Here is a 24,999-nt window from a genome sequence, read left to right on the forward strand (position 1 = left end):
GCCGCCGGGACCCCGAGGAGGAGCGGGCCGGCGGCCGCGCCGCAGGCGAGGACGGCGAGGGTGCGGCGGCGGGAGGGGGAGCGGGTCGGCATGCGCGCGACCCCACCGCCCGCAGGTGGCCGACCGGCGACGGGCGCGTGGCGGCGGGGTGGCCCGGCGGCGACGGCTCGGCGGTGCGCGGCGCCCCACCCGGACGGCCCCCGCGGACGCGACGGGCGCCGACGTACTGTCGCAGCATGCGCTGGCTCGTGGCCCTGGACGTCGACGGCACCCTCATCGACCACGACGAGGTGCTGTCGCCGGCCGTCCGCGACGCCGTCCAGGACGTCGTCGCCGCGGGCCACCACGTCGTCGTGGCGACGGGGCGCTCGCTCGACAGCGCCTTCCCGGTGCTCGGCTGGCTCGGCCTGACCGGCTCCGGCGACGCCGCCGCGAAGCCCTACGTGTCGCCGATGGTGTGCAGCAACGGGGCCGTCACGGTGAAGGTGGACCCCGAGCTGCCGGGTGGCCACGAGCTCACCGACGTCGTGACCTTCGACCCCGCCCCCGTGCTGCGGCTGCTCGTCGAGGACCTGCCCGGAGCGGCCTTCGCCGTCGAGGACGTCGGCGTCGGCTTCAAGGTGGCCGGTCGCTTCCCGGAGCACGAGCTCACGGGCCGCATCACGCAGGTGCCCTTCGAGGAGCTGCTCCACGCGCCCGCCTCGCGCGTCGTCGTCCGCAGCCCCGAGCACACGCCCGAGGACTTCCTCGAGATCACCTCGCGCCTCGGCATGAAGGGCGTCAACTACTCCGTCGGCTGGACGGCGTGGCTGGACCTCGCGCCCGAGGGCGTGAGCAAGGCCAGCGCCCTGGAGGTCGTGCGCGAGCGGCTCGGCGTCGACCGCGCGCACACCCTCGCCATGGGCGACGGGCGCAACGACCTCGAGATGCTCCGCTGGGCCGCCCGCGGCGTCGCCATGGGCCAGGCGCCCGCCGAGGTGAGGGAGGCGGCCGACGAGGTCACCGGCTCGGTGCTCGAGGACGGCGCCGCCGCCGTGCTCGCGACGCTGCCGCGCTGACCCGCCCCGCGCCGCGGGCCGGCCGGCGTCGCCCGGCCGGTGTCAGCCGAGCAGGTGGGCGCGCAGCCCGGACAGCAGCACGTCCAGGCCCTGGTCCAGCTCCGCGGCACCGTCGTAGCGGGCCAGGGCGCCGGCCAGCGCGCGGGTGCGGGGGAACTGGCCGAGCGGGAGGCGGTGCAGGCCCAGGCGCAGGAAGTCCTCGGCCTCCTCGGGGTCGGCGACGAGCTCCTGCAGCTCGGTGAGGACGTGGCCGGCGACGAAGGACGTGAAGGCGCGGTAGACGTGCAGGGCGTCGGCCGGGGCGAAGCCGGCTCCCTCGAGCAGCGCCAGGGTGCGCTCCAGCGGCCGCAGGGTGCCCAGCGGGCGCAGCCCGATCGGCGTGGAGAGCGGTCGGGTGATGAGCAGCGGCGCGACGTGGCGGTGGGCCAGGGCGAGGGAGCGGAAGGCGTGCGCGGACGCCCGCAGCTCCACCTGCCAGTCCTCACCCCCCTCCTCCCCGAGCGGCGGCAGCTGCTCGACCACGAGCTCGGCGACGCCGTCGAGCAGCGCGTCCCGCGTGGGCGTGTACCGGTAGATCGTCATCGGGTCGCACCGCAGCTCGGCGCCCAGCCGTCGCATGGTCAGCGCGTCGAGCCCCTCGGCGTCGACCACGGCCAGGGCGGCGCGCAGGACCTGGTCGCGGTCGATGCGCCCCCGGCCTCGCGGTGCGGCGGCCCGCCGGCGCCCGGTGCCGGGCGTGCTCGCACCGTCCCTGCCGCTGTCGTCCGTCGAGCCCTCGTCGGCCGTGCGCACAGCGGCTCCTCGTCGTCGTCGTCGGGGACGGTCGCGAGGGCACCGCGAGCGCTCCCTGTTGCGCGCCGTCGGGCGCCGTCCTAGCGTCGTCGTAGCAGCCTACGATGTAGACGACGCCGTAGATGCGCTGCAGAGCCGCCCCGGGCCGTCGACCGTCGAGGTCGCCCCGAGCGTCCGCTCGATCTCCCACCACCTGCTGCGGGCCCCGGGCCCGCGCGCCGGTGGCGCGCGCCGCGCGCCCCCCACCCGCTCCGTCGTCGCGCGACCGGCTCCACGCCCCGCGACGCCGCAGCCCACCGGCGATGCGGTCACCGCCTCGCCCGACCGACAAGGACTTGCTCATGTCTGGCACCGCTCCCCGCCCCCGCGCCGCCTCCGGCACCGCGCCCCGCAGCGCCCACCCCGCGCCCAGCTCCCCCCGCAAGGCCTCGGCCGCCGGCCTGGGCGTCGCCGCCGTCGGCGTCGTCGTCCTCAACATCGCCCCCTTCATGAACTGGGTGGGGCTGGGCGCCGACGAGGAGCCCCGTCGCACGGGCTACGAGACCGACTCCCTCGTCCCCTTCATGGCCTACCTCGGCCTCGGGCTGCTCCTCGCGATGGTCTACGCCCGCGGGCGCTCCGACCACGGCCAGCACCGGGGTCTGACCCTCGTCTCCATGGCCGTCGCCCTCGCGGTGACCGTGCAGGCGATCGCCTTCTCCTTCAACCCCATGGGCGGCCTCGAGCGCGGTGACGACCTGTCCGCGCAGATCGGCGTCTACGTGGCCATCGTCGGGGCGGCGCTGTGGGCCCTCGGCTCCGGGCTGCTCGCCAAGGAGATCGAGGGCGACGACCACGACCAGACCGACTACGAGCACGGCGCCGACGTCCGCTGACGTCCCGGCCGGTGCCGACGTCCGCTGACGTCAGCACCGGCGCCGTCGAGCCCGGTGCGCCGGGCGTGACCGACCGGTGGCGCGGGACCTCCGCGCGCCGGGTGCTCCCCGGACCGAGAGCCGAGCTGCTGCCATGGACGACGTCGTGATCCCCACCGGTGCCGCGCTGACCCCGCCGCGGGCGCTGCGGCACCGCGACCGGCAGGTGAGCACCTACACCGAGCTGGCGCGCCGGGTCCGCGAGGCGGGGCTGATGTCCCGCCGCCGCGGGTACTACTGGCCCCGCATGGCCGCCGCCGCGCTCGCGCTCGGCGCCGTGGCCACCGGCGTGGTGCTGGTCGGCCACAGCTGGTGGGTCCTGCTCCTGGCCGCCGCCCTGGCCCTCGTCGTCACGCAGTGCGCCTTCCTGGGGCACGACGGGGCGCACCGCCAGATCTTCGCGTCCCCTCGCGCCAACGAGTGGGCGGGGCGGGTCTTCGCCAGCCTCGTCGCGGGGCTGAGCTACGGCTGGTGGACGGGCAAGCACACGCGTCACCACCAGGCCCCCAACCAGCTCGGCGTCGACGGCGACGTCGAGCCGGGGGCGCTGTCCTTCACCGTGGAGGCGGCGGAGTCCCGCCGCGGCGCCCTGAGGTGGCTCACGCGCCACCAGGGGTGGCTCTTCTTCCCCCTGCTGCTGCTCGAGGGGGTCAACCTGCACGTCGCCAGCGCCACGAGGCTCCTCCGCGGCCGGTCCGTCCGGGGGCGCTGGGTCGACGTCGCCATGATCGCCGGGCACTGGGGGGCCTACCTGTCCGTGCTGCTGCTCCTCCTCTCGCCGGGCAAGGCGGCGGCCTTCCTGGCGGTCCACCTCGCCGTCTTCGGCGTCAGCATGGGCGGCGCCTTCGCGCCCAACCACGTCGGGATGCCGGTCGTCGCGAGGGGCGCGAAGGTCGACTTCCTGCGGCGCCAGGTGCTCATGTCGCGGAACGTGCGCGGCGGGGCGCTCGTCCGCACCGTGATGGGCGGGCTCGAGCTCCAGGTCGAGCACCACCTCTTCCCGAGCATGCCGAGGCCGAACCTCCGCCGGGCCCAGCCCCTGGTGCGGGCCTACTGCGCCGAGCAGGGCGTCCTCTACACGGAGACGACGCTGTGGGGCGCCTACCGAGCGGTGGTGACCCACCTCGACCGCGTGGGTCTGGCCGCCCGCGGCGCCACCACCTGCCCGCTGGCCGCGCAGCTGCGCTGATCCGCGCACCGACCCGCTGCCGACGGACCCGCCGCCGACGGACCCGCCCCCGACGGATCGGGGCGCCGTCCGGGTGGTCGACGGCGGGCGCGGCCACGGCGGGGCTCGTGCCGGCGGGCGCGGTGCCCGATGCACCGGCGTGCCTCTCCACCGCGCCCTCACCAGCGTCAGCACCCCGGACGGCGCGGACGCGACCGCCCGGCGGCTCGCCGTCCGCTCCCTGCTGGCGGCGGTCGCCGTCGCGCTCGCCACCGCCGCGGCGGTGCTCGTGCCGGCGCTGGCCCCCTCGCTGGTCGGGGGCGAGCAGAGCCCGGGCGCGGCGCCGGTGGTCCGCCTCGACGACGCCGAGCCGGTCCTCGGAGAGGTCCTCTTCCCCCCGGGGATGCCGCGCGGGGTGGCGCTCACGCCGACCGACCGCGCCCTCGTCGTCCGGTGGGACGCCGTCACCACCGGCAGCGCCTTGCGGGAGTACCGCGTCTTCCTCGACGGGACCCTCGCCGCCACGGTGCCGGCGGGCACGACCACGACACGGCTCAGCGGCCTCGTCAACGGCCGGCAGTACTCGGTCGCCGTGAGCGCGCGCGGCACGAACGGCCTCGAGTCCATGCGCTCCGCGGCCGTGACGGGCGTGCCGGTCGACGACGCGCCGCCGCCGGTGCCGACCGGGCTCGTCGCCGTCCGCGGCGACGCCCAGGTGTCCCTGGCCTGGCACGCGGCGTCCGACACGGACCGGACGGCCGTGGAGGTGCTGCGCGACGGCGTCCGCGTCACCGTCCTGCCCGCCGCGGTGACCAGCTGGACCGACACCGGGCTCGTCAACGACCGGACCTACCGCTACTCCCTCGTCGCCGTCGACGCGGCCGGCAACCGCTCCGCGGCGTCGTCGCCCGTGGTCAGCGCGACCCCGACCGACCTCACCGCGCCGGCGGTGCCCACCGGGCTGCGCGGGGTCGCGGGCGACGAGAGCGCCGCCCTGACGTGGGACCCGGGGACCGACGTCGACCTCGCGGCCGTGCGCGTGCTGCAGGACGGCGTCGTCGTCGCGGTGCTGCCGGCCGGCACGACGTCGTGGACGGCGACGGGGCTCGAGGTCGGTCGCCCGTACCGCTACGCGCTCGTCGCGGTCGACGGGCACGGCAACGCCTCGGGCGCCTCCTCGCCCGAGGTCGAGGTCGTGCCGCTCGACCTCACCCCGCCCGGCGCCGTCGACGGCGTGGTCGCGCGTCCCGGCGACCGCTCCGCGCAGCTGTCGTGGGAGCCCGTGACCGACCGCGCGCTCGCCGGCTACGAGGTGCTCGACGCGGACGGCGTCGTCGTCGCCCGCGTCGACGCGCCCGCGACCGCGGTGCGGCTGACCGACCTCGCCAACGACGTCGAGGTGACCTACCGCGTGGTCGCGGTCGACCGCGCGGGCAACCGCTCGACGCCCAGCGCGCCCGTCGCCGTCACCCCGCACGACGACGTCCCGCCCGCGGCCGTCGAGGGCGTCGCCGTCATCGAGCTCGACCGGGCCCTCGAGGTCACCTGGTCGCCCGTGGGCGACGCGGTGGCCTACCGCGTCGTGCTCGACGGCGTCCTCGCCGCGGAGGTGCCCGCCGGGTCGCCGCTGCGCGCCCGCCTCGACGGTCTCCAGCCCGGCGTCGAGCGCTCGGTCGTCGTCCTGGCCGTCGACGCCGCCGGCAACGTCTCCGCCGCGCACGCCGCCGTCCGCGCGACGCCCAGGGACCTCCCGCCGTCCGCGCCGTCGGGGGTCGTGGCCGTCCCCGGCGACCGGCCCGGGGAGGTCGCCGTCTCGTGGGCCGCGCCCGTCGAGGACGACGTCGTGGAGCACCGGGTCCTCGTCGACGGCGAGCTCGTGGCCCTCGTGCCGGGGGCGACCGAGGTCCTCCTCACCGGGCTCGCGGAGGGCGCGGAGGTCGAGGTCGTGGTCGTGGCCGTCGACGGGGCGGGCAGCCCGTCGGCGGTGAGCGCCGTCGTGCGGGTCGGCGTGCCGTCGTCCGTGCCGCCGTACCTGCCCCTCGTCCCGCCGGCCGAGGGCTCGGGGACGGCCACGGGCGCCGGGCTGGCGGCCACGCGCGACGGTCGCTGGGTCGTCGTCAGCACCGCCGCGCGGCTCGAGGCGGGCGACACGAACGCCGCCCCCGAGCTGCACCTGCTCGACCGCGCCCGCGGCACGAGCCGGCGCGTGGCGCCGCTGCCGGCGTCGTGGGGCTCGTCCTCGACGGACAGCACCAACGCGAGCGCCGTCGTGCTCTCGGAGGACGGCCGCTACCTGGCCCTCTCGACGACCACGCGCCTCGTCCCGGAGGACCGCAACAACCTCCTCGACGCCTACCGCCTCGACCTGCGGACGGGCGAGTGGGCGCTCGTCAGCGCCCCGGCCGCCGGCGGCGCGTCGTCCTCGACGGCCGGCGTGCTGCTGCCGACCGGCTCCTCGGTCCACGCGAGGAGCCCGGGCCTGGCCATGACGGCGGACGGCTCGACGGTGCTCTTCCTGTCCGCCCGCCCCGACCTCGTCCCCGACGACCGCAACGGCGTCGCCGACGTCTTCGCCAAGGACCTGACGACGGGTGAGGTGCGGCGCGTGTCGACGTCGTCGACCGGCGGTGAGACGCCGCTGCGCGCCACGGGCCCGGCGCTCGAGGTGACCCCCGACGGCCGGTACGCCGTCTTCCCCGCGCAGGCCTCGGGGCGCCCGCTCGTCCTCGTGCGCAAGGACCTCGTGACGGGCGAGCTGCTCGTGGCGTCCACCGTGCCGCGGGCCGGGTCGACGCCCGTCGAGGTCTCGGTCTTCCGCGACACGGGCGACGTCGCCGTGAGCGACGACGGCCGCTACGTCGCCTTCAGCACGGCGGCCAAGCCGGCGGCGCCCACGACGTCGTGGTCGACCGGCCTCGCCTACCGCAAGGACCTCGTCACCGGTGGGCTCGCGCCGCTCGGCACCGGCCAGACGGCGGCCTGGGAGCACCAGCTCGGGCTCGACCCGACGGGGCGGTACGGCTTCGTCGCGACGGCGGCGCCCCTGCTGGCCGAGGACGGCAACCGCCGCACCGACCACTACCGGCGCGACCTCGCCACCGGCGAGCTGCGCCTCGTCACCTCTCGGGCGGACGGCTCGGTGGCGCCCTCGACGTCGGGCTCGGTCACGCCGGCCGAGTACGGCCGCGTGCTCGTCCTCGGCGCCGACCGGGTGCTCGTCGGCACGGTGCTGCCGCTCGTCGACGGCGACGCCAACGGCCTGCTCGACGTCTACGGCCGCGACCTCGCGCGGGGCGAGGCCGGCGCCGTCGTCGGGTGACCTGGCTCGTGGGAGGGCCCGTCGTCGTCACGACGCCGTGCGGAGGCCCCCCTCGGGGCACGTCGTCGTCAGAACGCCCTGTGAGGGGCGCTTCCCAGGGCACCTCGTCGACACATCGCCGCGAGAGAGCGCCCCTGAGGGGCACGTCGTCGACGACGTGCGGGAGAGGGGCGCCGGGGACGTCGATCTGTCGACGGAGTGCGGAGACGACGGCGCCGGTCGACCCGCGAGGGTCGACCGGCGCGCCGTGCTGCTGGCGGAGGGCTCAGGGCGTGGGCATGCCGCCCGTGCTCGAGTACGTCGAGCCCGTGGTGTAGCTCGACTCGGGGCACGCGAGGTGCACGTAGGCCGCGGCGAGCTCGGCCGGCTGGCCGGCGCGCGCGAGCGGCGTCTGCGCGCCGAACTCCGGCCGCGCCTCCGGCGGCTGGCCGCCCGAGACCTGCAGCGGGGTCCAGAACGGCCCCGGCGCCACGGCGTTGACCCGGATGCCCTTGGGCGCCAGCTGCCCCGCGAGCGCCTTCGTGTAGGCGTTGATCGCGGCCTTCGTCGGCGCGTAGTCGAGGAGATTCGGCGAGGGCTGGTAGGCCTGCACCGACGACGTCGTGATGATGCTGGAGCCCGGCTCCATGTGCGGCACAGCGGCCTTCGTCACCCAGAACAGCGCGTGCACGTTGGTGCGGAAGGTCTCGTCGAACTGCTCGGTCGTGAGGTCGGCGATGTCGTCGACCGCCGTCTGCTTGCCCGCGACGACGGTGAGGACGTCGATGCGGCCCAGCTCGGCGACGGCGCGCTCGACGAGCTCGGTGTTCGCCGCCTCCTGCGACAGGTCGCCCGGGACGGTCACGGCGCGCCGGCCGGCGGCCTCGACGAGGCGGACGACCTCCTGCGCGTCCTCCTCCTCCGACGGCAGGTAGGACAGCACGACGTCGGCGCCCTCGCGGGCGTAGGCGATGGCGGCGGCGCGGCCGATGCCCGAGTCGGCGCCGGTGACGACGGCGACGCGGTCGGTGAGGCGGCCGTAGCCGACGTAGGTGTCCTCGCCGTGGTCGGGCTTCGGGCCCATCTCGCGGGCGAGGCCCGGGGCCGCCTGGTCCTGCTGGGGCTGCTCGGGCTGTGGGTAGGCCGTGGTGGGGTCCCGGAAGGTGTTCTGGGTGGTCTGCGTCATCCCTCCAGCCTGGACGCCCGGTCGCCCTCCGGCGACCCGGGCGGCGGCGCACCCGCGGGCGCAGGGCAGGATGCGGCCGTGGCGATGGACGAGGGCTCAGGGCCGGTGGCCACCGGTCGGGTCCGTCTGGTCGCCAGCGACCTCGACGGGACCCTGCTGGGTCCGGGCGGCCTCGCGTCGCCGCGGACCCTGGCGATGATCTCGGCCTGCCGGGCGGCGGGCGTCCACGTCGTCTTCGTCACCGGGCGCCCCGTCGTGTGGCTGGACCCGGTGGCCGAGCAGACCGGGCACACGGGCACGGCCATCTGCGCCAACGGCGCCGTCGTCTACGACGCCGGTGGGCGCCGCGTCCTGTCCGCCACCGGGCTCGCCCCCGCGGACGCGCTCGAGGCGGTGGCCCGCCTCCGGCGCCGGCTCGACGGCCTCGCCGTGGCGCTCGAGACGCTCGCCGGCTTCCGGCGCGAGCCGGGCTACGTCGTGCGCTTCGACGGCGGCCGGGAGGTCGAGGTCGGCGACCTGCCCGCGCTGCTCGACCCCGACCCCGTCGTCCTCAAGGTCCTCGTCCGCCGGGAGGCCGGCACCTCGGAGGAGCTGCTCGCGGTGGCGCGGGAGGAGCTCGGCGGCCTCGCGCACCCGACGCACTCGAGCCCGGAGAGCCCGCTCATCGAGGTGAGCGCCGTCGGCGTCAGCAAGGCGGTCGCGCTCGCCGCCCACGCGGCGTCCCTCGGCGTCGCCCGCGAGGACGTCGTCGCGTTCGGCGACATGCCCAACGACGTCGAGATGCTCCGCTGGGCCGGCCGCGGCTACGCGATGGCGGGCGGTCACCCCGAGGCGGTGGCCGCGGCCGCCGCGACGGCGCCGCCGTGCGCGGAGGACGGCGTCGCCCGCGTGGTCGAGGAGCTCCTCGGGGTCTGACCGCGAGCGCGCCGCTCGACCCGGTGCGCCGCTCGACCCCGGCCCGGCGGGACCTGGCCCGGTGAGAGCCGGTCCGGGGGTGGGTGCCCCGGGCGACCGGTGGCAGCCCCCGGTGGGCGGTGCTCCACTGGGAGCCCGGCCCTGCTCCCGCCGGCCCGGCGTGCCGCACCGGCTCGACGCGCCGCGGCACGCACCCCGCCGGACGCGCGATGGAGGCCACCATGACCACGACGGGACCCGCGAGGCCCAGGCTTCGCGACCGGGCGCTCGGCGCCCTCACCTTCTTCTACGGGCCCGCGGACCACCGCGAGCTGCCCGACGACCCGCGCCGCACCACGGGGCGCGTCGGCGAGGACGTCGGCGACGGGCTGCGCCGTCGCGGCGAGCCCGGGCGCTACTACGCGCAGCGCGACGACGACGGCGCCGCCCGCTGACGCACCCGCGCCGCCCTCGGTCTCGGCTCGCCCTGAGGGCGACATGGCCACACGTCGCCCCGACAGGGGCGGCGTAGAGGGCGACATGGCCACACGTCGCCCCCAGGGGGGGCGATATCCCGGGGGCCGCCCAGTCCTGCCTCGGGTCAGGCCCCGCCGTCTCTCGACGGCGGGGTCTGGTCCGTGCCGAGGTGACGGCGCGCCGTCGCAGCCGCGCGGGCGGCGGCCCCCGCTCGCTCGAGGGCGACGTCGGGACGCGCGCCGCGCAGGCTGACCCGCGCCATCGTGGCGGCCTCCGCGGCGGTGGCGACGGCCGTGCCGACACGCGAGAGCCTCCGGTGCAGCTCGTCGGGGAGCCCGGCGGACGCGGGCACCGCCGGGACGTCGAGCCCCCCGCTCGGGGCGGCCCGCTGCGCCGCCAGCGCGAGGGAGCGGACCCCGTCGAGGACGGCGACGAGCTCCGCGCCCGTGCCCGCCAGCGCCTCGGCGACACGGGACCCTGGGTCGTCGGCGGCGTCGGCGGCCACGCCGTCGAGGACCTGGTGGTACCGGTCGACGGAGCGGTGCACGCGGTCGTGGGCCCGTCGCCACACGCCCTCGCCGAGCGCGGCCTCGAGGGCGCGCTCGTCCCGGCGCCGGAGCAGCCCGGGCGCGAGGCGCCCCCACCAGGGCGCCGTGCGCTCCCCGGCTGTCATGCGCGTCGCCCGCCGGCCGTCACGCGGGTCCGTCCGGCGTCGTCAGAGGTACTGGCCGGTGCCCGGCTGGCCGGGCTGGACGCCCGGCTGCCCCTGCGCCACCGGTGCCACGGGCCCGCCGGGACCGGCGCCCTGGCCGCCCTGCTGGCCGCCCGGCAGGGCGCGGCGCATCTGCTCGAGCTGCGCCCGCGCCGCCATCTGCTGGGCGAAGACGGCGGTCTGGATGCCGTGGAAGAGGCCTTCCAGCCAGCCGACGAGCTGGGCCTGGGCGATGCGGAGCTCGGCGTCGCTGGGCGCCTCGTCGGGGGAGAACGGCAGTGAGATCCGCCGCAGCTCCTCGACGAGGTCGGGGGCCAGCCCGTCCTCCAGCTCGGCGAGGGAGCGCTGGTGCACCTCCGCGAGGCGCGCGCGGCCCTTGTCGTCGAGCGGTGCGCTGCGCACCTCGTCGAGCAGCTGCTTGACCATGCTGCCGATGCGCATGACCTTGTCGGGCCGCTCGACCTGCTCGGCCGGGTTGGGCGCGTCGCCGCCGGCGACGCCCATGCCCTGCTGCGTCATGACGACGACGGGCTGCTGGTCCTGCGCCTGCTGGTCGGGGCCGGGGCGCTGCCCCTGGCCGTCCTGCGGTCCCTGGGTCATGCCCTGCCTCCGCTCATGAGGTGCTCCCGAGGTCGTGGTCGTCGAGGGCGCCGCCGGCGGCGCCCGGGCGGGCCAGCAGCAGCACCTTGCCGATGTGCGAGTACTCCTCGAGCACGGCGTGCGCGCGGGCGGCGTCCTCCAGCGGCATGCGCTGGTGGACGACGGGGCGCACCCGCCCCTCCTCGACGAGGGGCCACACGTGCTCGCGGACCGAGGCGACGATCGCGGCCTTCTCCTCGCGAGGCCGGGCCCGCAGCGACGTCGCCATCACGGCGGCGCGCTTGGCCAGCAGCGCCCCGAGGTCGAGCTCGGCGCGCCGGCCGCCCTGCATGCCGATGACGACGAGGCGCCCGTTCGGGGCGAGCACCGCGACGTTGCGCTCGAGGTACGTCGCGCCCACGACGTCGAGGACGACGTCGGCGCCGCGGCCGTCGGTGGCGGCACGGACCTCCTCGACGAAGTCCTGCTGCGTGTAGTCCACGAGCACCTCGGCGCCGAGCTCGCGGCACGCGTCGAGCTTGCGGGCGCTGCCCGCCGTCACGGCCACGCGCGCCCCCCAGGCCCGGGCCAGCTGGACGGCGAAGGTGCCGATGCCGCTGCCGCCGCCGTGCACGAGGAGCAGCTCGCCCTCGCGGAGGCCCGCGGAGATGAAGACGTTGGACCAGACGGTGCAGGCCACCTCCGGCAGCGCGGCCGCGTCGACGAGGGAGACGTCCCGCGGGACGGGCAGCAGCTGCCCGGCGGGGACGACGACGCGCTCGGCGTAGCCACCTCCCGCGAGCAGCGCGCACACCTCGTCGCCGACGGACCACCCCTCGACGCCCTCGCCGAGCTCGGCGACGGTGCCCGAGCACTCCAGGCCGAGGGTCTCGGGCTCGCCGGGCGGCGGCGGGTAGTGGCCCTGGCGCTGCATGACGTCGGCCCGGTTGACGCCGGCGGCGGCCACCTCGACGACGACCTCGCCGGGGCCGGGCGAGGGGTCGGGGACCTCGGTGACCTCGATGGCGTCGGGCCCACCGGGCTCGCGGACGACGGCTGCTCGCACGTCCGCCACCCTCGCACGGGGGCCGGACGGCCACACTTGCGGCGCGGCCCCCGCTCAGCCGACGGGGATGCCGGGGACGAGCATCGAGGGCGCGGTGTCGTAGTCGGCGCGGGAGGTGGTGTCGATGCTCTGGTCGGCCTCGAAGACGTTGGTCTTCAGGGTGAGCTCGGTGGCGCTCGGGTCGAGGACGCCGAGGAAGACCAACTCGCCGACGAGCTCGGCCCCGGGCTCGACCTCGAGGTCCCCGTTCTGCTCGGGCTCGCGGAAGTTGTAGCCGTTGCCCTGGTCGTCCACGAGGAACAGGCCCCGGCTGTTGAGGCGGATCGGGTCGGTGTGGCCGTTGACCACGGACACGCCGACGACCAGCCCGGTGCGCTCGACGGCCACGGACGTCACCTGCAGCAGGGTCCCGTTGGGGTGGCGGTCCTCCAGCGCGAGGCCGGAGAGGTCCTGGGCCCCCGCGTCGTCCGCCCCGGGCGAGTCCGACGACGACGCCGAGGGCGTCGCGGACGAGGACGGCGTCGCCGACGAGGACGGCGTGGACGAGGACGGCGTCGCGGCGGGGGTCGCGGCGGTCGTCGACGGCGCCGGAGCGGGGGCCTGGGCCTCCTGCTCGCCGCCGCCGGAGCAGGCGCCCAGCAGGAGCGCGGCCCCGACGGCGAGCGGGAGGGGGAGGGCGGGTCGTGGGCGTCGCACGGGCGTCTCCTGCGTCAGTCCTGGCCGGGGAGGTCGTCGACGAGGACCTCGACGCGGCGGTTGGCCGCGCGGCCCTCGGGGTCGTCGGCGCCGTCCGCCGTGGTCTCCTGCGCGACGGGCTGGGTCTGGCCGCGGCCCTCGGGCTGCAGGCGCGCGGGGTCGGCGCCGAGCTCGACGAGCGCGGCCACCACGGCCTGCGCCCGTCGCTCGGAGAGGTCCTGGTTGTACTCCGGCGTCCCGCGGCCGTCCGTGTGGCCGACGACGGCGACGTCGGGGTCGTCGCTGAGGGAGAGCAGCTCGACGACCTGCTGGAGCGTCGCCTCCGAGCCCGGGCGCAGCTCGGCGGCGTCGAAGTCGAAGAGGATCTGCTCGGCGAGGACGACGACCGTCTCCCCGCCCTGCGCCTCGCGGGTGTCCAGCGAGCCGAGGAGCTCGGCGACCCGCACCTCCACGGAGGTGTCGCCGACGCTGGCGCCGTCCACGAGCGTCGTCTCCGGCAGCTCGTCCACGACGGACACCTCGCTCCCCGGGTCGGCGGGCGCGGTCGTGACGGACGAGCGGGGGGTGGAGCCCTCCGGCTCGGACACCTCGACCTCGGAGCCGCCGGGCGCGGGGGCGCCCCCCGCCGGCTCCGGGTCGTCGCCGCCCAGCAGGCCGCAGCCGGAGAGGGACAGCACGAGGAGGGCGGGCAGGGCCGCTCCCACGACGGCGGCGCGCCGCCCTCCCCGTCCGGGACGCGTCACGGGAGGGGGAGGCCGTCGAGGACGAGCTCGGGGTAGCTGCCCTGGTTGTCCCTGTCCTCGAGGTCCACCGCCTGCTCGGGGTCGTTCACGTTGGCGAGCATCGTCAGCGAGGTGGCCGACGGGTCGAGGACGCCGAGGAAGACGAGCGTGCCGGAGAGCTCGGCCCCGGGCGCCACCCGGAGGTCCTCGTTCTGGGTCGGCGGGGAGAACTCGTAGGCGTTGCCGACGTCGTCGAGGAGGTGCAGGCGGTTGCTGTTCATCTGGATCTCGCGCGTGCTGCCGTTGACGAGCGCGATCTCCACGGCGATCGACCGGTCGCGCACCTGCACGGCGCTCGCGGTCAGCAGGTGGCCCTGCGGGTGGCGGTCCTGGACGTCGGCGGCCACCTCGCCGACGACGGACTCCCCGCCCGAGCTCGACACCTCGGACCCGCCCGAGCCCTGCTCCTGCGCCGCCGACGACGTCCCCCCGCCCTCGGCGTCCCGGGAGAGCAGGCCGCAGCCGGTGAGGCCGAGCACGGTGGGCGCCAGGACGGCGACCGCCGCGGCGCGGACGAGGACGGGCGCGGTTCGACGCACGGTGGAGCCCCCCAAGCGGTGTCACAGGCGGTGGTGCGAGCGGTCCTGCAGCGGTGTGGTGCCCGCAGCGGCGGACCGGCGGCGGCGGGCTGGAGCGTAGTGGCGGAGGGCGGTCGGCGGAGTCGGCCGTCACGGGTCGTCACCCGCCCGGGGACGAGGCTCCTCCAGCCGGTGGCTGGTCACGCGTCGCCGAGGAGGTGCTCCCGCGCGAGCTCGAGGGCGGAGGCGTCGTCGACGTCCAGGGCGGACGCCTCGCCCACCCGCACCTCCACCACGCGAAGGCCGTGGACCAGGGCCCGTGCGGGCGCCCCGAGGAGCGCCGGCGCGTCGAGGGCGGTCAGGTGCGTGGCGCGGACGGCGAGGAGGAGGTGCTGGCGGCGTCCGTCGGGGGTGACGGCCACCGCGGCGTCCGCCATCGGGTCGTCCAGGGCGGCGAGGAGGAGCGGCAGGGCCTCGCCCGCCCACGGGGCGTCCCCCGGGACGACGGCGACGACGTCCGGGGCCGCGGTGCGGGCCAGGTGGCGCGCGCCCGCGAGGACGCCCGCCGCCGGGCCGGACCCGGGCGGGTCCTCGAGGACGACGTCCGCCCCGCCCACCCCGTCGCGCCGGGACGGCGGGCCGACGACGACGACCGGCGCCCCCTCCAGCGCCGCGACGACGCCGTCGAGGCACCGGGCCAGCACCGGGCGTCCGCCGAGGTCGGCGGCGAGCTTGTCGGCGCCGAAGCGCCGCGACGCGCCTCCCGCGAGGACGACGACGCCCACCCCTGCCTGCACCCGCCCAGCCTGCCCGAGGGGGCGTGGACGCGGACGAGGGCGGGACCGCGCGTGCGGTCCCGCCCTCGTCGTCGTGCTGCCGGACCTGCTCGTCGCTCGTGACCGCGCACGGTCACGAGCGACGAACAGGTCGTCCCGGGCGGCGCGCCGCCCGGGACCTCACCCGGTCGTCAGCTCGGGATCATGTCGAACGTGTCGGGGTTCGGGCCCGTGCGGCCGTCCTCGCCCTTGTCGAGGGCGGTGATGCGGCGGACGTCCTCCTCCGTGAGGCCGACGTCGAAGATGTCGAAGTTGGCGCGCACGCGCTCGGGCGTCACCGACTTCGGGAAGATGATGTCGCCGCGGGCGATGTGCCACGCGAGCGTCACCTGCGCGGTGCTCTTGCCCACGCGCTCGGCGATCTCGCTGATGACCGGGTCCTTGAGGACCCCGCCCTGCGCGATCGGCGACCAGGCCTCGGTCGCGATGCCGTGCTCGCTGCCGTAGGCGCGCACCGCCTCGTTGGTGAAGTACGGGTGCACCTCGATCTGGTTGACCGCGGGCACGACGTCGCACTCGCGGGCGAGCCGCTCGAGGTGGTCGACCTGGAAGTTCGACACGCCGATGGAGCGGGCGCGGCCGTCGGCCTTGAACTTCTCCAGCGCCTTCCACGTCGACACGTAGTCGCCGTCGTACTGCGTCGGCAGCGGCCAGTGGATGAGGAAGAGGTCCACGTGGTCGGTGCCGAGGTCGGCGAGGGTCTGGTCCATCGCCCGCTCCGCGTCGTCCGGGCGGTGGAAGCCGTTGTTGAGCTTGCTCGTGATCCACACGTCCGAGCGGTCGAGGTCGGAGGACGCGACGGCCGCGCCGACCTCCTTCTCGTTGCCGTACATCTCCGCCGTGTCGATGTGGCGGTAGCCCGCCTCGAAGGCGGTGAGGACGGCCTGCTCGGTGTTCTCCGGCTCGATCTGGAAGACGCCGAAGCCCAGCTGGGGGATGGCGCGCCCGTCGTTCAGCGTGATGGTGGGGACAGCCACAGGGGTGCTCCTTCTCGCTCGTCGTGCTCGTCTCCCGCGCGCCGGCGCAGCGGCCGGGCGCAGGCTGCCGGTCGAGCCTGGCGCAGCCGGGGCGGTCCGGCCCGTCGAGGGCCAGCCGCGCCGTGACCGCGCCGTGACCGGCGCACCCCCGCCCCAACAGCCCCCGCCCAGCGGTGTTCCCGCGCCCCCCGACCGGGCGAGGGGTGTCCCAGCACGTGAGACGAGCGGCGTCCCGGGGACGTCGTCCGCGCCCTCGTGCGTTGGGATCCACCGAGCAGCACCGTCCCGGTCGGGAAGCATCGGGACGGCACCTGACCCCCACCTGCCCGAGGAGCGACCCGGTGCCCATCTACGACGACGTCACGAAGCTCGTGGGCGGCACGCCGCTCGTGCGCCTCAACCGCATCACCGACGGCGCCCGCGCGACCGTGGCGGCCAAGCTCGAGTTCTACAACCCCTCGAGCAGCGTCAAGGACCGCATCGGCATCGCGATGGTCGACGCCGCCGAGCGCTCGGGCGAGCTCAAGCCGGGCGGGCGGATCGTCGAGGCGACCAGCGGCAACACCGGCATCGCACTGGCCATGACGGGGGCGGCCCGCGGCTACCAGGTCGTGCTGGCCATGCCCGAGACCATGTCGAAGGAGCGCCGCGCCCTGCTGCGCGCCTACGGCGCCGAGCTCGTGCTGACGCCCGGCAGCGAGGGCATGCGCGGCGCCGTCGCCAAGGCCGAGGAGCTGGCGGCCGAGGACGGCTCGGTGCTCGCGCGCCAGTTCGAGAACGAGGCCAACCCCGAGATCCACCGGCAGACCACCGCCGAGGAGATCTGGAAGGACACCGACGGCGAGGTCGACGTCGTCGTCGCGGGCATCGGCACGGGCGGCACCATCACCGGCATCGGCCAGGTCCTCAAGGCGCGCAAGCCGGGCCTGCGGGTCGTCGGCGTGGAGCCGGCCGAGTCGCCGATCCTCAACGGCGGCCAGCCCGGGCCGCACAAGATCCAGGGCATCGGCGCCAACTTCGTGCCCGGCATCCTCGACACCGACGTCTACGACGAGGTCGTCGACGTCGACGCGGAGACCTCGGTGCGCTGGGCCCGCCGCGCCGCCGCGGAGGAGGGCGTCCTCGCCGGCATCTCCTCCGGCTCGGCGCTCTACGCCGCCGTCGAGGTGGCCAAGCGCCCCGAGATGGAGGGCAAGACCATCGTCGTGATCATCCCGTCCTTCGGCGAGCGCTACCTGTCCACCATCCTCTACTCCGACCTCATGGAGTGAGCCGCCCCGTGACGACGACCTCCGACCGCCGGGGCGCCCGCCGCGCCCCGGCGGTCGCCGGCGTCCAGGGCGCCCCCGCCCCGGCGCCGCACGTCCCGGACGACCGCCTCACCTGGCGCGAGCGGCTGCGCGAGGACCTCGCGACGGCCGCCCGGCGCGACCCGGCCGCCCGCGGCCGCGCCGAGCTGCTGCTGGCCTACCCCGGGCTCCACGCCGTCTGGGTGCACCGGCTCTCCCACCGCCTGTGGCAGCGGCCCGGCAGCCGGCTCGCGGCGCGCCTGCTCTCGCACGTGTCGCGCTCCGCGACGGGCGTGGAGATCCACCCCGGCGCGACGATCGGCCGGCGCTTCTTCATCGACCACGGGATGGGTGTGGTCATCGGGGAGACGGCGGTGATCGGCGACGACGTGATGATGTACAACGGCGTCAACCTCGGCGGGCGCAGCCTGGAGCGCGGCAAGCGCCACCCCACGCTGGAGGACGGCGTGACCGTCGGCGCCGGCGCCCGGGTGCTCGGCGCCATCACCGTCGGGGCCGGTGCGCAGGTCGGCGCCAACGCCGTCGTCGTGCGCGACGTCCCGGCCGGTGCCGTGGTCGTCGGCGTCCCCGGGCGTGTCGTCGAGCGGGCGCCCGCGGCCGCGGCCCACGACGACGTCGACCCGGCCATCTGGATCTGACAGGCCCACCGACTCGTCGCGTCGTCCGGCCGCCGTCGCGGGTCGGGCCGGGACGGCTCGTCCTGTCCGGCGTCGATCCCGCCGCCCGTCGCGTCAGCGACATCGCCCGCGAAGCGATCGCCGACCATCAACCTCGCCTGGAAATCGCGAGAGCCCGCCTCGGTGGTCCTGGAAATCGTCCGATCGCCATTCTTGTAGGGATCCTCGCACCGAGGTGTCGAGAGTCGTATTCGATGCTTTGAGCGACAGCCGTGGCCGCGGTCGGGCCGCTCGGCGTGTCGGCGTCCAGAACTCGTGTCCGACCGGGTGCTGTCGCAATAGCCCCGGCGGAGGGGTTGTGGACGCCGTCGTCAGGGAGAGGGGTTGACGTGGTCGCCGGCGAAGCTGAGGTCGCCGTCGGGTGGGACGGCGTGCGCCTCGAGCGCGGGGGAGGCGAGGAGGGCGTCGACGAGAGCGGCGGGACCGCCAACCACGGTGGAGTCGAGGTCGACCTCGGTGGCCAGGCACCAGGAGTGGTCGGAGGGCCACAGCAGGTTGGGGGACTGGCGCCACAGCCACGTGCCCTCGTCGCCGGTGACCAGGGCGGGAACGCGTCGACCGAGGTGGCCTGCCGAGGCCAGCGGTCCGGTGAAGAGCAGGTACTCCCGTCCGGGCAGGTGCAGGCGCGGGCCGTCGAGGACGTCGCGGGGGTAGGCCGGCGCGAGCTCGACGGTCCCGGCGGGGCCGTAGAGCGCGGCGCCGCGGCCGTCGACCCAGCCGTAGCCGTCCCACAGCGCCATGACGCACTCGGCGCCGGGGGCGGTCCAGCCGCTGAGGACGTCCAGGGTCGCGGCCAGGGCCGTCGGCTCGAGGGTGCCCGCTTCGGGCTCGCCGTCCTGCCAGTCGCGGGTCGTGGTCCGGCGGGTGTGGCGGGTGCCGCTGATCACCTGCCACTGCATCAGCGGGTGCGCCGTGCGGCCGGTGGCCGCGCAGACCTCCGCCCACGTCGTCGACGGCTGCCCGTGGGAGCTGGCCTCGACGGGGTGCAGGACCCGGGCGTAGGCCTCGTACTCGCCCGGCACGAGGGACGTGACCACCGTCGCGTCGGCCCCGATCCAGTCCGTCAGGCGTGAGGCGAGCCAGTCCCCGAGATCGGTGTGGGGGCTCCAGTTGGGACCGGGCGTCGTCATGTCTGCGTCCGGGGCCGGACCGGGCGGCGGTCCTGGCGGCGGGCCATCGCCCAGGACTGCCAGACGGCCACGACCACGGCGCCGCCGGCGAGCAGGGCCGCCAGCACGAGGAAGCCCGTGAGGTCGGTGAACAGGCGACCGTCGCTGATCAGGACCGTGACGGCGACCACGGCGACCATCGCGGTCGCGCCAGAAACGGCCGCCGCGGTGCGCCACGTCCGGCCGCTGTCCAGCAGACGCCCGGCGATGGTGCCGCAGATGGCGCCCAGGAGGCTGGCCAGGGCCACGAAGGGCAGTGTCACCGGCGCGAAGGTCGGGTCAGAGGTCAGGAGTATCGGCAGCGTCACCACGGCGAGGACCAAGGCGGCGGCCGCCACTGCCCCGCGGATGGCTCCCGGTCCAGCCATGCTCATCGCGGACTCCGATCGCTAGACCTGCGGCAGACGTCCCGCCTCAGGTCGTGGTCCTCTTCCCAGACGCACTCCACGCACGCCGCGACCGACGCGACGATCCCGGGATGCAACGCCCAGGGGTGCTGGCAGCGGTCGCAGCCACCGGTGACCGGCATGGGGCGATCTTGCTGGCTGGTGCCGGGGTCTGTCTCTGCAACCTGTGGGCCTCCAGCCGACGGCTCAGTCGGTCGCGGGAAACCGGGGCGCTGCGTCGTGGACGAAGTGCGCGCGTAGGCGCGGGCCGAGCTCGACGTCGTAGGGGAGGGCTCGCAGCGCCTGGGTGGTGGTGTGCACGCCGTGGTCGACGAGCAGCTGGGCGAGGTGACCGAACGGGTGGGCGTCATCTGGCTCGGCGTCATCGGCGAGGTCGTCCGGCATCATGGCGATGAAGATGCTGCGGCGGACGTCGTCCTCGGTGAGGTGGTCCCACGGGTTCCGTGACGTGGACCTGTCACCGAGGACCGACAGGGCGCGGCCCCAGCCCCGATCGGTGCGCAGGGTCAGACGGCGGTCGTCGTCGAGGACGGCGTACTCGTGGACGTCGAAGTCCATGGTGGCGATCAGGCGGCCCTCGGTGCGCTTGCGCCAGGTGAAGTCGTCGACGTCGCACCACGCACCGAGCCGCACGACTTGCGCGCCGGTGCTCATGCTCGAGCCCGCTCGAGGGCGCGGTAAACGGTGGAGCGGCCGACGCCGAACAGCTCGGCGAGGTCTGTGGCGGTTCTGGTGCCGCTGCGGTGGAGGTCGACGAGGTGTGCTTCCTGGCGCGGGTTGAGCTTGGGCTTGCGGCCGCGCAAGCGCCCGGCGGCGCGGGCGACGGCTAGGCCCTCGCGGGTGCGCATCTTGATGAGGTCGGCCTCGAATTCGGCGATCATCGCCAGGACGTTGAACAGCAGCCTGCCGACGGGGTCGGTGGGGTCGTGCTCGGAGGAGCCGAGGGCGAGCTTGACCTGACGAGTCGTGAGCTCGTCGGCGATGTCGCGGGCATCGGGCAGGGACCGGGCGAGGCGGTCGAGCTTGGTGACCACGAGAGTGTCACCGGCGCGGCAGGCGGCCAGGGCCTCGCGCAGGCCGGGGCGGGCGCGGCTGGTGCCGGTTAGGCCGTGGTCGACGTAAATCCGGTCGGGCTCGACGCCGAGGGCCTGCAGGGCGTTGCGCTGGGCGGTGAGGTCCTGGCCGGTGGTCGAGACCCGGGCGTAGCCGATCTTGAGTCCGGTCACGGCACGAGTGTGTCGTATGACGCCCCTGTGCGGGATTTCAATGCGGACGGGTCTATCGGGACGCCCGGTGTCGAGGCGGCGGCTCGACGGGCCGGCGGGGGAGTGGTGTGCCGGTAGACGGTCGACTGCTGGGACGGTCTCGGTCGTGTGAGCTGGCTACACGGTTCGGGCGGTCGGCCAACCGCTGAGGCGTCGGTGCATCCTCGCGGGTGTCCGCATGGGGTTGGCTTCTCATCGCTTGGGTGGGAGCGGCGTCGACTTGGTGCATGAACCACGATTGACTGCTTGACCTAAGGGCCAGACGCTTACCGCGCTGGGCGTCGCCCCCCGGCCCCAAGCTCATGGAGGACATATGTACGACGAAGGGCTTAGCGTTCCGCTGCCGGTCGCCATCATCGCAATCGCCGTGAGTCTTACCGTGGGCATCACCATGGCGATCCGATACCGACGTCGGGGACAGTAATCCCCTAGGGCTGTCCCACATCCAATCGACAGCGGGACGCTGTCCGGTTAGCGATCGACAGCGGGACGCTGACCGGGTGGCGATCCGATGTGGGATAGCCGAGGGAGAGGACGCGGGCGCCGGCGTCGGGGCCCGCAGCTGCTCCAGCAGGCGGTCGTCTGCTGGGGCGGCCACGTGGCATCGGCACGCGCCGTCCGAGGCAGCGGTCACGACTAAGGGGCGATGGCCCAGAAGAGGAAGGCTGCGAGGAGGACGAGGTGGACGCCTCCTTGGAGGCGGGTGGCCCGGCCGGGGACGACGGTCAGGACGCCGACGACGACGGTCAGGGCGAGCATGACGATCTGGGTAGACCCCAGACCTAGGACCAGGGGTCCTTGGAGCCAGATGGAGGCGACGGCGATGGTGGGGATCGTCAGGCCGATGCTGGCCATGGCTGATCCGAAGGCGAGGTTCAGGCTGATCTGGATGCGGTCTCGGCGGGCTGCCCGGAGGGCGGCCAGGGTCTCGGGCAGCAGGACCAGCAGGGCGATGACGATGCCGACGAAGGCGAGCGGCAGTCCCACGGCGTTGACGGCCGCCTCGATGGCCGGGGTCTCGATCTTGGCCAGGCCGACGACGGCGACCAGGGACACCAGCAGCAGGGCCAGGCTCTGGGCAGCGGCCCGCCCGGTGGGTGGGTCGGCGTGGGTCTCGGCGTCTTCGCGGGTGGTCGCGGCGGTGGTGACCGGGAGGAAGAAGTCGCGGTGGCGCACGGTCTGGGTGAAGACGAACATCGTGTACAGGGACAGGGAGGCCACCGCGGCGAAGGCCAGCTGAGCGGGGGAGAACTCCGGGCCGGATAGCGCGGAGGTGAAGTTGGGCAGCACCAGGGTCAAGGTCGCCAGTGCCGCGATCGTTGCCAGGGCGGCGCCGGCGCCTTCGGCGTTGAAGAGCGTGATGCCGTAGCGCCGGGCGCCCACGAGCAGGGACAGACCGACGATGCCGTTGGTGGTGATCATCACGGCGGCGAAGACGGTGTCGCGGGCCAGGGTCTGGGTCTCAGGCCCGCCGGAAATCATCAGGGTGATGATGAGTGCGACCTCGATGACGGTCACGGCCACGGCCAGGACCAGGGAGCCGAAGGGTTCGCCGACCCTGTGCGCGACGACCTCGGCGTGGTGGACGGCGGCCAGGACCGAGCTGGCCAGCACGGCTGCGACGAGCACGACCGGGACGGGCCCGAGTTCGCGGCCCCACGTCGCCGCGAGGACCACGACAGCCAGTACGGGCACCAGGACCGGCCACAACTGCACGACGTGCCGGTGCCGCGGCGGTGATGTCGGGTCGCCGTGGGCGGGTGAGGTGCTCACGTGGTCCTCCTGGGACGGGCTGCCCGGCTCGTGGGGTCGTTGGACCTCGTCGACGTGGGGATGCTGGCAGGGGGCATCTCAGACCACTGCTCCGCTCTGGAGGGGCCCTCGGGCCGTCGGGGCTCGTGCGGTGATGGTCGCGGCGGGTGGTGGCGTAGGCCACCGACGGTGGGCCAGGACGGTGACCGGGGCGGCGACGACGGCGGTGGAGACGGTCCCGGCGACCACGCCGAGGATGAGGGCGGTGGCGAAGTCGGACAGCGAGTCCCCGCCGAGGACCAGGAGGGCGATGAGCACGAAAAGGGTGCTGGCGCCGGTGTTGACCGTGCGGGGCAGAGTCGCCAGGACGGCAGACCCGCAGACCCGGGCGAAAGATTCCTCGCGGCGCCGGGCCCAGGTCTCGCGGACCCGGTCGAAGACGACGACGGAGTCGTTGACGGTGTACCCGATGACGGTCAGGACGGCGGCGAGGAAGACCCCGTCCAGGGTGCGCCCGGTCCAGGCGAAGAAGCCGACGACGACGGCCACGTTGCAGCCCAGGGCTGCGACGGCGCCGGCGCTGAAGACCCACCGGAAGCGGACGGCGAGGTAGGCCAGCTGGGCTGCCAGGGCCACCCCGAGGGCGATCAGGGCGTTGCGGCGCAGCTCCTCGCCCAAGGTCGGGCCGATCAGCTCGTCGCTGACGACCGTGGCCTGGCCGGCGACACCGGCGAGCCCGTCGCGGATCTGCTGCTGCTCGGTGTCGGTGATGGGCGCGAGGCGGACCCGGACGTCGCCGTCACCGGCCTCTTGCACCACGGCCTGGGGGAAGCCGGCGCCGGCGACGGCGTCACGGGCGGTCTCGACGGGTACCGCCGCCTGCAGGGCGTACTCGATGCTGCGCCCGCCGGTGAACTCCACGCCCAGCTCCAGGCCCCGCACGGCGACCCCGGCGAGCAGGGCCCCGGTCACGGCCAGGGCCGGGATCAGCCACAGGGCGGGGCGGCGCAGCCAGTCCTGGTCCCGGGAGCTGAGGTGGCTCCGAACCCGCCCGATGGAGGCGATACCGCTGACCCGGGGGCGGTGGGCGATGCTCGGGCGGGCCAGAGCGACCTCGGTCAGGACCCGGGTCATGACCAGGGCGGAGAACATCGAGACCACCACCCCGACGCCCAGGGTGACCCCGAAACCGCGGACCGGGCCCGAGGCGAGGAAGAACAGCAGCCCCGCCGACAGCAGCGTGGTGATGTTGGAGTCGGCGATCGCCGAGAACGCCTTGCGGAAGCCGTGCACGAGCGCGGCGCGCAGGGTACGGCGGCCGCTGCGGGCGCCGATCGTGTACTCCTCGCGGGCTCGTTCGTAGACCAGCACGTTGGCGTCGACGGCCATCCCCACGGCCAGGACGAATCCCGCGAGCCCGGGCAGGGTGATGGTGGCGCCCAGGGTGAGGAGCGCCGCGTAGGAGATTAGGGCGTAACAGGTCAGGGCGATGACGGCCAGCAGCCCCACCAGCCGGTAGACGACGGTGATGAACACCGCGGTCGCGGCCAGCCCGAGCGCGACCGCGGTCATGCTGGCCTCGATCGCGCTGGCCCCCAGGGTGGGCCCCACGGTGCGCTGCTCGATCACCTCGACCGGCACCGGCAGCGCGCCGCCCTCGACCAGGGCAGCCAGGTCCTGGGCCTCCTGCTGGGTGAAGGACCCCGTGATCTGGGTGCTGCCGCCCTGGATCCCCACCTCGCAGGCGACGTCGACGTTGACCTGCGGGGAGGAGATGACCTCCTCGTCCAGCACGATCGCGACCCGCCGGGCGGGATTTCCGAGCGGGGCGCACGCCGCCTGCCCGGTCAACGCCTCCCACGCCTGGGCTCCTTCACCGAAGTCGACGCCCACGAACCACCCGGAAGTGCCCTGCGGGTCGATTCCCGCCGAGGCGGCCTCAACGCCCTCCCCGGTCAGCGCCGCGGGCCCCAAGGCCACCGGTGCACCGCTCTCGTCGACGCTCGGGGCGCCTTCAGCCGGCGTCGGGGCGCCCTGCACAGTGTCCGGAGCAGCGGCTGGGTCGCTCAAGACCGGGTGAAAGCTGAGCTGGGCGGTGCGGCCGATCACCTCGACCGCTTCCTGCGGCTCCTGCAGACCCGGCAGCTCCACCACGATCCGCTGCTCACCGGAGCGGGCCAGGGTCGGCTCGGCGACACCCAGGGCGTCCACCCGCCGGCGCAGGACCTCCAGCACCCGGTCGGTAGCTTCCGCGTCCGCCTCCACGGTCGCTGTGTCGCGGGTCTGCAGGACGACCTGCGTCCCTCCGCGCAGGTCCAGACCCAAGGTCGGTGAGGTGGTCAGGACGATCGCGGTGGCCGCGACCAGCGCGGCCAGGGACATCAGGGCGCGCACGAGCGACGAACGGTTCAACAGAGACCCTCCGGCCGGGGTTGGGGAAACCTCCCCAGGGCCCACGGCACGCAG

General features: G+C 75.4%; 24 protein-coding genes. 8 read left to right on the plus strand and 16 right to left on the minus strand.

The features are described 5' to 3' along the window. Positions 1-236 precede the first annotated feature (236 nt). Positions 237-1,058, plus strand: a complete 822-nt coding sequence (locus HLB09_RS00005) for an HAD family hydrolase (protein ID WP_171201361.1) — start codon at positions 237-239, stop codon at positions 1,056-1,058. A gap of 42 nt (positions 1,059-1,100) precedes the next feature. Here HLB09_RS00005 and HLB09_RS00010 read toward each other — a convergent pair whose 3' ends face one another. Further along, on the minus strand, positions 1,101-1,850 hold the full coding sequence (locus HLB09_RS00010) for a TetR/AcrR family transcriptional regulator C-terminal domain-containing protein (RefSeq protein ID WP_171201362.1): 750 nt from the start codon (positions 1,848-1,850) through the stop codon (positions 1,101-1,103). A gap of 341 nt (positions 1,851-2,191) precedes the next feature. Between HLB09_RS00010 and HLB09_RS00015 the strand changes: the two genes are divergently transcribed. From HLB09_RS00015 to HLB09_RS00025, 3 genes are all read left to right on the plus strand, one after another. Continuing rightward, positions 2,192-2,725 (plus strand): hypothetical protein, encoded by a 534-nt coding sequence (locus tag HLB09_RS00015; protein ID WP_171201363.1) that lies wholly within the window; start codon positions 2,192-2,194, stop codon positions 2,723-2,725. A gap of 133 nt (positions 2,726-2,858) precedes the next feature. After that, on the plus strand, positions 2,859-3,953 hold the full coding sequence (locus HLB09_RS00020) for a fatty acid desaturase family protein (RefSeq protein WP_171201364.1): 1,095 nt from the start codon (positions 2,859-2,861) through the stop codon (positions 3,951-3,953). Positions 3,954-4,092: 139 nt separating this feature from the next. Then, positions 4,093-7,251: a fibronectin type III domain-containing protein gene (locus HLB09_RS00025; RefSeq protein WP_171201365.1), complete on the plus strand. Its 3,159-nt coding sequence runs from the start codon at positions 4,093-4,095 to the stop codon at positions 7,249-7,251. Positions 7,252-7,516: 265 nt separating this feature from the next. Here HLB09_RS00025 and HLB09_RS00030 read toward each other — a convergent pair whose 3' ends face one another. Beyond that, on the minus strand, positions 7,517-8,416 hold the full coding sequence (locus tag HLB09_RS00030; protein WP_171201366.1) for an SDR family oxidoreductase: 900 nt from the start codon (positions 8,414-8,416) through the stop codon (positions 7,517-7,519). 84 nt (positions 8,417-8,500) lie between these two features. On the opposite strand from HLB09_RS00030, the gene HLB09_RS00035 reads away from it, so the two are divergent. Together HLB09_RS00035 and HLB09_RS00040 are read left to right on the plus strand one after the other, a co-directional pair. Then, positions 8,501-9,331, plus strand: a complete 831-nt coding sequence (locus HLB09_RS00035) for an HAD family hydrolase (RefSeq protein WP_171201399.1) — start codon at positions 8,501-8,503, stop codon at positions 9,329-9,331. Positions 9,332-9,552: 221 nt separating this feature from the next. After that, complete coding sequence (locus HLB09_RS00040; RefSeq protein ID WP_171201367.1) at positions 9,553-9,765, plus strand: hypothetical protein; 213 nt, start codon at positions 9,553-9,555, stop codon at positions 9,763-9,765. A gap of 146 nt (positions 9,766-9,911) precedes the next feature. Here the strand turns inward: HLB09_RS00040 and HLB09_RS00045 are convergent, their stop codons facing one another. The 8 genes from HLB09_RS00045 to HLB09_RS00080 form a co-directional block, all read right to left on the minus strand. Continuing rightward, positions 9,912-10,460 (minus strand): hypothetical protein, encoded by a 549-nt coding sequence (locus HLB09_RS00045; RefSeq protein WP_171201368.1) that lies wholly within the window; start codon positions 10,458-10,460, stop codon positions 9,912-9,914. A 42-nt stretch (positions 10,461-10,502) separates the two neighbouring features. Further along, on the minus strand, positions 10,503-11,099 hold the full coding sequence (locus tag HLB09_RS00050; protein ID WP_281359137.1) for a bacterial proteasome activator family protein: 597 nt from the start codon (positions 11,097-11,099) through the stop codon (positions 10,503-10,505). 13 nt (positions 11,100-11,112) lie between these two features. After that, positions 11,113-12,144, minus strand: a complete 1,032-nt coding sequence (locus HLB09_RS00055; protein WP_171201369.1) for an NAD(P)H-quinone oxidoreductase — start codon at positions 12,142-12,144, stop codon at positions 11,113-11,115. Positions 12,145-12,198: 54 nt separating this feature from the next. Then, positions 12,199-12,840 carry a hypothetical protein gene (locus tag HLB09_RS00060; protein WP_171201370.1) on the minus strand — a complete coding sequence of 214 codons (642 nt, stop codon included), beginning with the start codon at positions 12,838-12,840 and terminating at the stop codon, positions 12,199-12,201. Between the two features lie 14 nt (positions 12,841-12,854). After that, the gene (locus tag HLB09_RS19605) at positions 12,855-13,583 is read right to left on the minus strand and encodes an OmpA family protein (protein WP_171201371.1); all 729 of its coding nucleotides are present in this window, start codon (positions 13,581-13,583) and stop codon (positions 12,855-12,857) included. Continuing rightward, on the minus strand, positions 13,580-14,161 hold the full coding sequence (locus tag HLB09_RS00070; RefSeq protein ID WP_171201372.1) for a hypothetical protein: 582 nt from the start codon (positions 14,159-14,161) through the stop codon (positions 13,580-13,582). Before HLB09_RS00070 ends, HLB09_RS19605 begins: the two co-directional genes overlap by 4 nt. A gap of 179 nt (positions 14,162-14,340) precedes the next feature. Next, positions 14,341-14,937, minus strand: coding sequence for a molybdenum cofactor guanylyltransferase (gene mobA / locus HLB09_RS00075; protein ID WP_171201373.1), 597 nt, complete (start codon positions 14,935-14,937; stop codon positions 14,341-14,343). A gap of 170 nt (positions 14,938-15,107) precedes the next feature. Beyond that, on the minus strand, positions 15,108-15,953 hold the full coding sequence (locus tag HLB09_RS00080; RefSeq protein WP_322789959.1) for an aldo/keto reductase: 846 nt from the start codon (positions 15,951-15,953) through the stop codon (positions 15,108-15,110). Between the two features lie 341 nt (positions 15,954-16,294). Between HLB09_RS00080 and cysK the strand changes: the two genes are divergently transcribed. Next, positions 16,295-17,224, plus strand: coding sequence for a cysteine synthase A (cysK, locus tag HLB09_RS00085; RefSeq protein WP_171201375.1), 930 nt, complete (start codon positions 16,295-16,297; stop codon positions 17,222-17,224). A gap of 125 nt (positions 17,225-17,349) precedes the next feature. Then, complete coding sequence (gene cysE, locus HLB09_RS00090) at positions 17,350-17,901, plus strand: serine O-acetyltransferase (protein ID WP_212755616.1); 552 nt, start codon at positions 17,350-17,352, stop codon at positions 17,899-17,901. Positions 17,902-18,251: 350 nt separating this feature from the next. Here the strand turns inward: cysE and HLB09_RS00095 are convergent, their stop codons facing one another. The 6 genes from HLB09_RS00095 to secD form a co-directional block, all read right to left on the minus strand. Further along, on the minus strand, positions 18,252-19,070 hold the full coding sequence (locus HLB09_RS00095; protein ID WP_171201377.1) for a hypothetical protein: 819 nt from the start codon (positions 19,068-19,070) through the stop codon (positions 18,252-18,254). Then, positions 19,067-19,483: a hypothetical protein gene (locus HLB09_RS00100; RefSeq protein WP_171201378.1), complete on the minus strand. Its 417-nt coding sequence runs from the start codon at positions 19,481-19,483 to the stop codon at positions 19,067-19,069. Before HLB09_RS00100 ends, HLB09_RS00095 begins: the two co-directional genes overlap by 4 nt. Positions 19,484-19,702: 219 nt before the next feature. Beyond that, the gene (locus HLB09_RS00105; RefSeq protein ID WP_171201379.1) at positions 19,703-20,170 is read right to left on the minus strand and encodes a hypothetical protein; all 468 of its coding nucleotides are present in this window, start codon (positions 20,168-20,170) and stop codon (positions 19,703-19,705) included. Then, on the minus strand, positions 20,167-20,742 hold the full coding sequence (locus HLB09_RS19610) for a recombinase family protein (RefSeq protein WP_171201380.1): 576 nt from the start codon (positions 20,740-20,742) through the stop codon (positions 20,167-20,169). The genes HLB09_RS00105 and HLB09_RS19610 overlap by 4 nt, the downstream gene beginning before the upstream one ends. A gap of 675 nt (positions 20,743-21,417) precedes the next feature. Then, complete coding sequence (locus HLB09_RS00115; RefSeq protein ID WP_171201401.1) at positions 21,418-22,497, minus strand: calcium:cation antiporter; 1,080 nt, start codon at positions 22,495-22,497, stop codon at positions 21,418-21,420. A gap of 135 nt (positions 22,498-22,632) precedes the next feature. Further along, positions 22,633-24,945, minus strand: coding sequence for a protein translocase subunit SecD (gene secD / locus HLB09_RS00120; protein ID WP_171201381.1), 2,313 nt, complete (start codon positions 24,943-24,945; stop codon positions 22,633-22,635). Positions 24,946-24,999: the final 54 nt, after the last annotated feature.

Source organism: Pseudokineococcus marinus (assembly GCF_013004605.1).
Taxonomy (GTDB): Bacteria; Actinomycetota; Actinomycetes; order Actinomycetales; family Quadrisphaeraceae; genus Pseudokineococcus; species Pseudokineococcus marinus.

Coding starts and splice junctions, on each gene's coding strand:
- HLB09_RS00005 (WP_171201361.1), top strand. CDS start 237: ATGCGCTGGCTCGTGGCCCTGGACGTCGACGGCACCCTCATCGACCAC.
- HLB09_RS00015 (WP_171201363.1), top strand. CDS start 2,192: ATGTCTGGCACCGCTCCCCGCCCCCGCGCCGCCTCCGGCACCGCGCCC.
- HLB09_RS00020 (WP_171201364.1), top strand. CDS start 2,859: ATGGACGACGTCGTGATCCCCACCGGTGCCGCGCTGACCCCGCCGCGG.
- HLB09_RS00030 (WP_171201366.1), bottom strand. CDS start 8,416: ATGACGCAGACCACCCAGAACACCTTCCGGGACCCCACCACGGCCTAC.
- HLB09_RS00035 (WP_171201399.1), top strand. CDS start 8,501: ATGGACGAGGGCTCAGGGCCGGTGGCCACCGGTCGGGTCCGTCTGGTC.
- HLB09_RS00040 (WP_171201367.1), top strand. CDS start 9,553: ATGACCACGACGGGACCCGCGAGGCCCAGGCTTCGCGACCGGGCGCTC.
- HLB09_RS00045 (WP_171201368.1), bottom strand. CDS start 10,460: ATGACAGCCGGGGAGCGCACGGCGCCCTGGTGGGGGCGCCTCGCGCCC.
- HLB09_RS00050 (WP_281359137.1), bottom strand. CDS start 11,099: ATGACCCAGGGACCGCAGGACGGCCAGGGGCAGCGCCCCGGCCCCGAC.
- HLB09_RS00095 (WP_171201377.1), bottom strand. CDS start 19,070: ATGACGACGCCCGGTCCCAACTGGAGCCCCCACACCGATCTCGGGGAC.
- HLB09_RS00100 (WP_171201378.1), bottom strand. CDS start 19,483: ATGAGCATGGCTGGACCGGGAGCCATCCGCGGGGCAGTGGCGGCCGCC.
- HLB09_RS00105 (WP_171201379.1), bottom strand. CDS start 20,170: ATGAGCACCGGCGCGCAAGTCGTGCGGCTCGGTGCGTGGTGCGACGTC.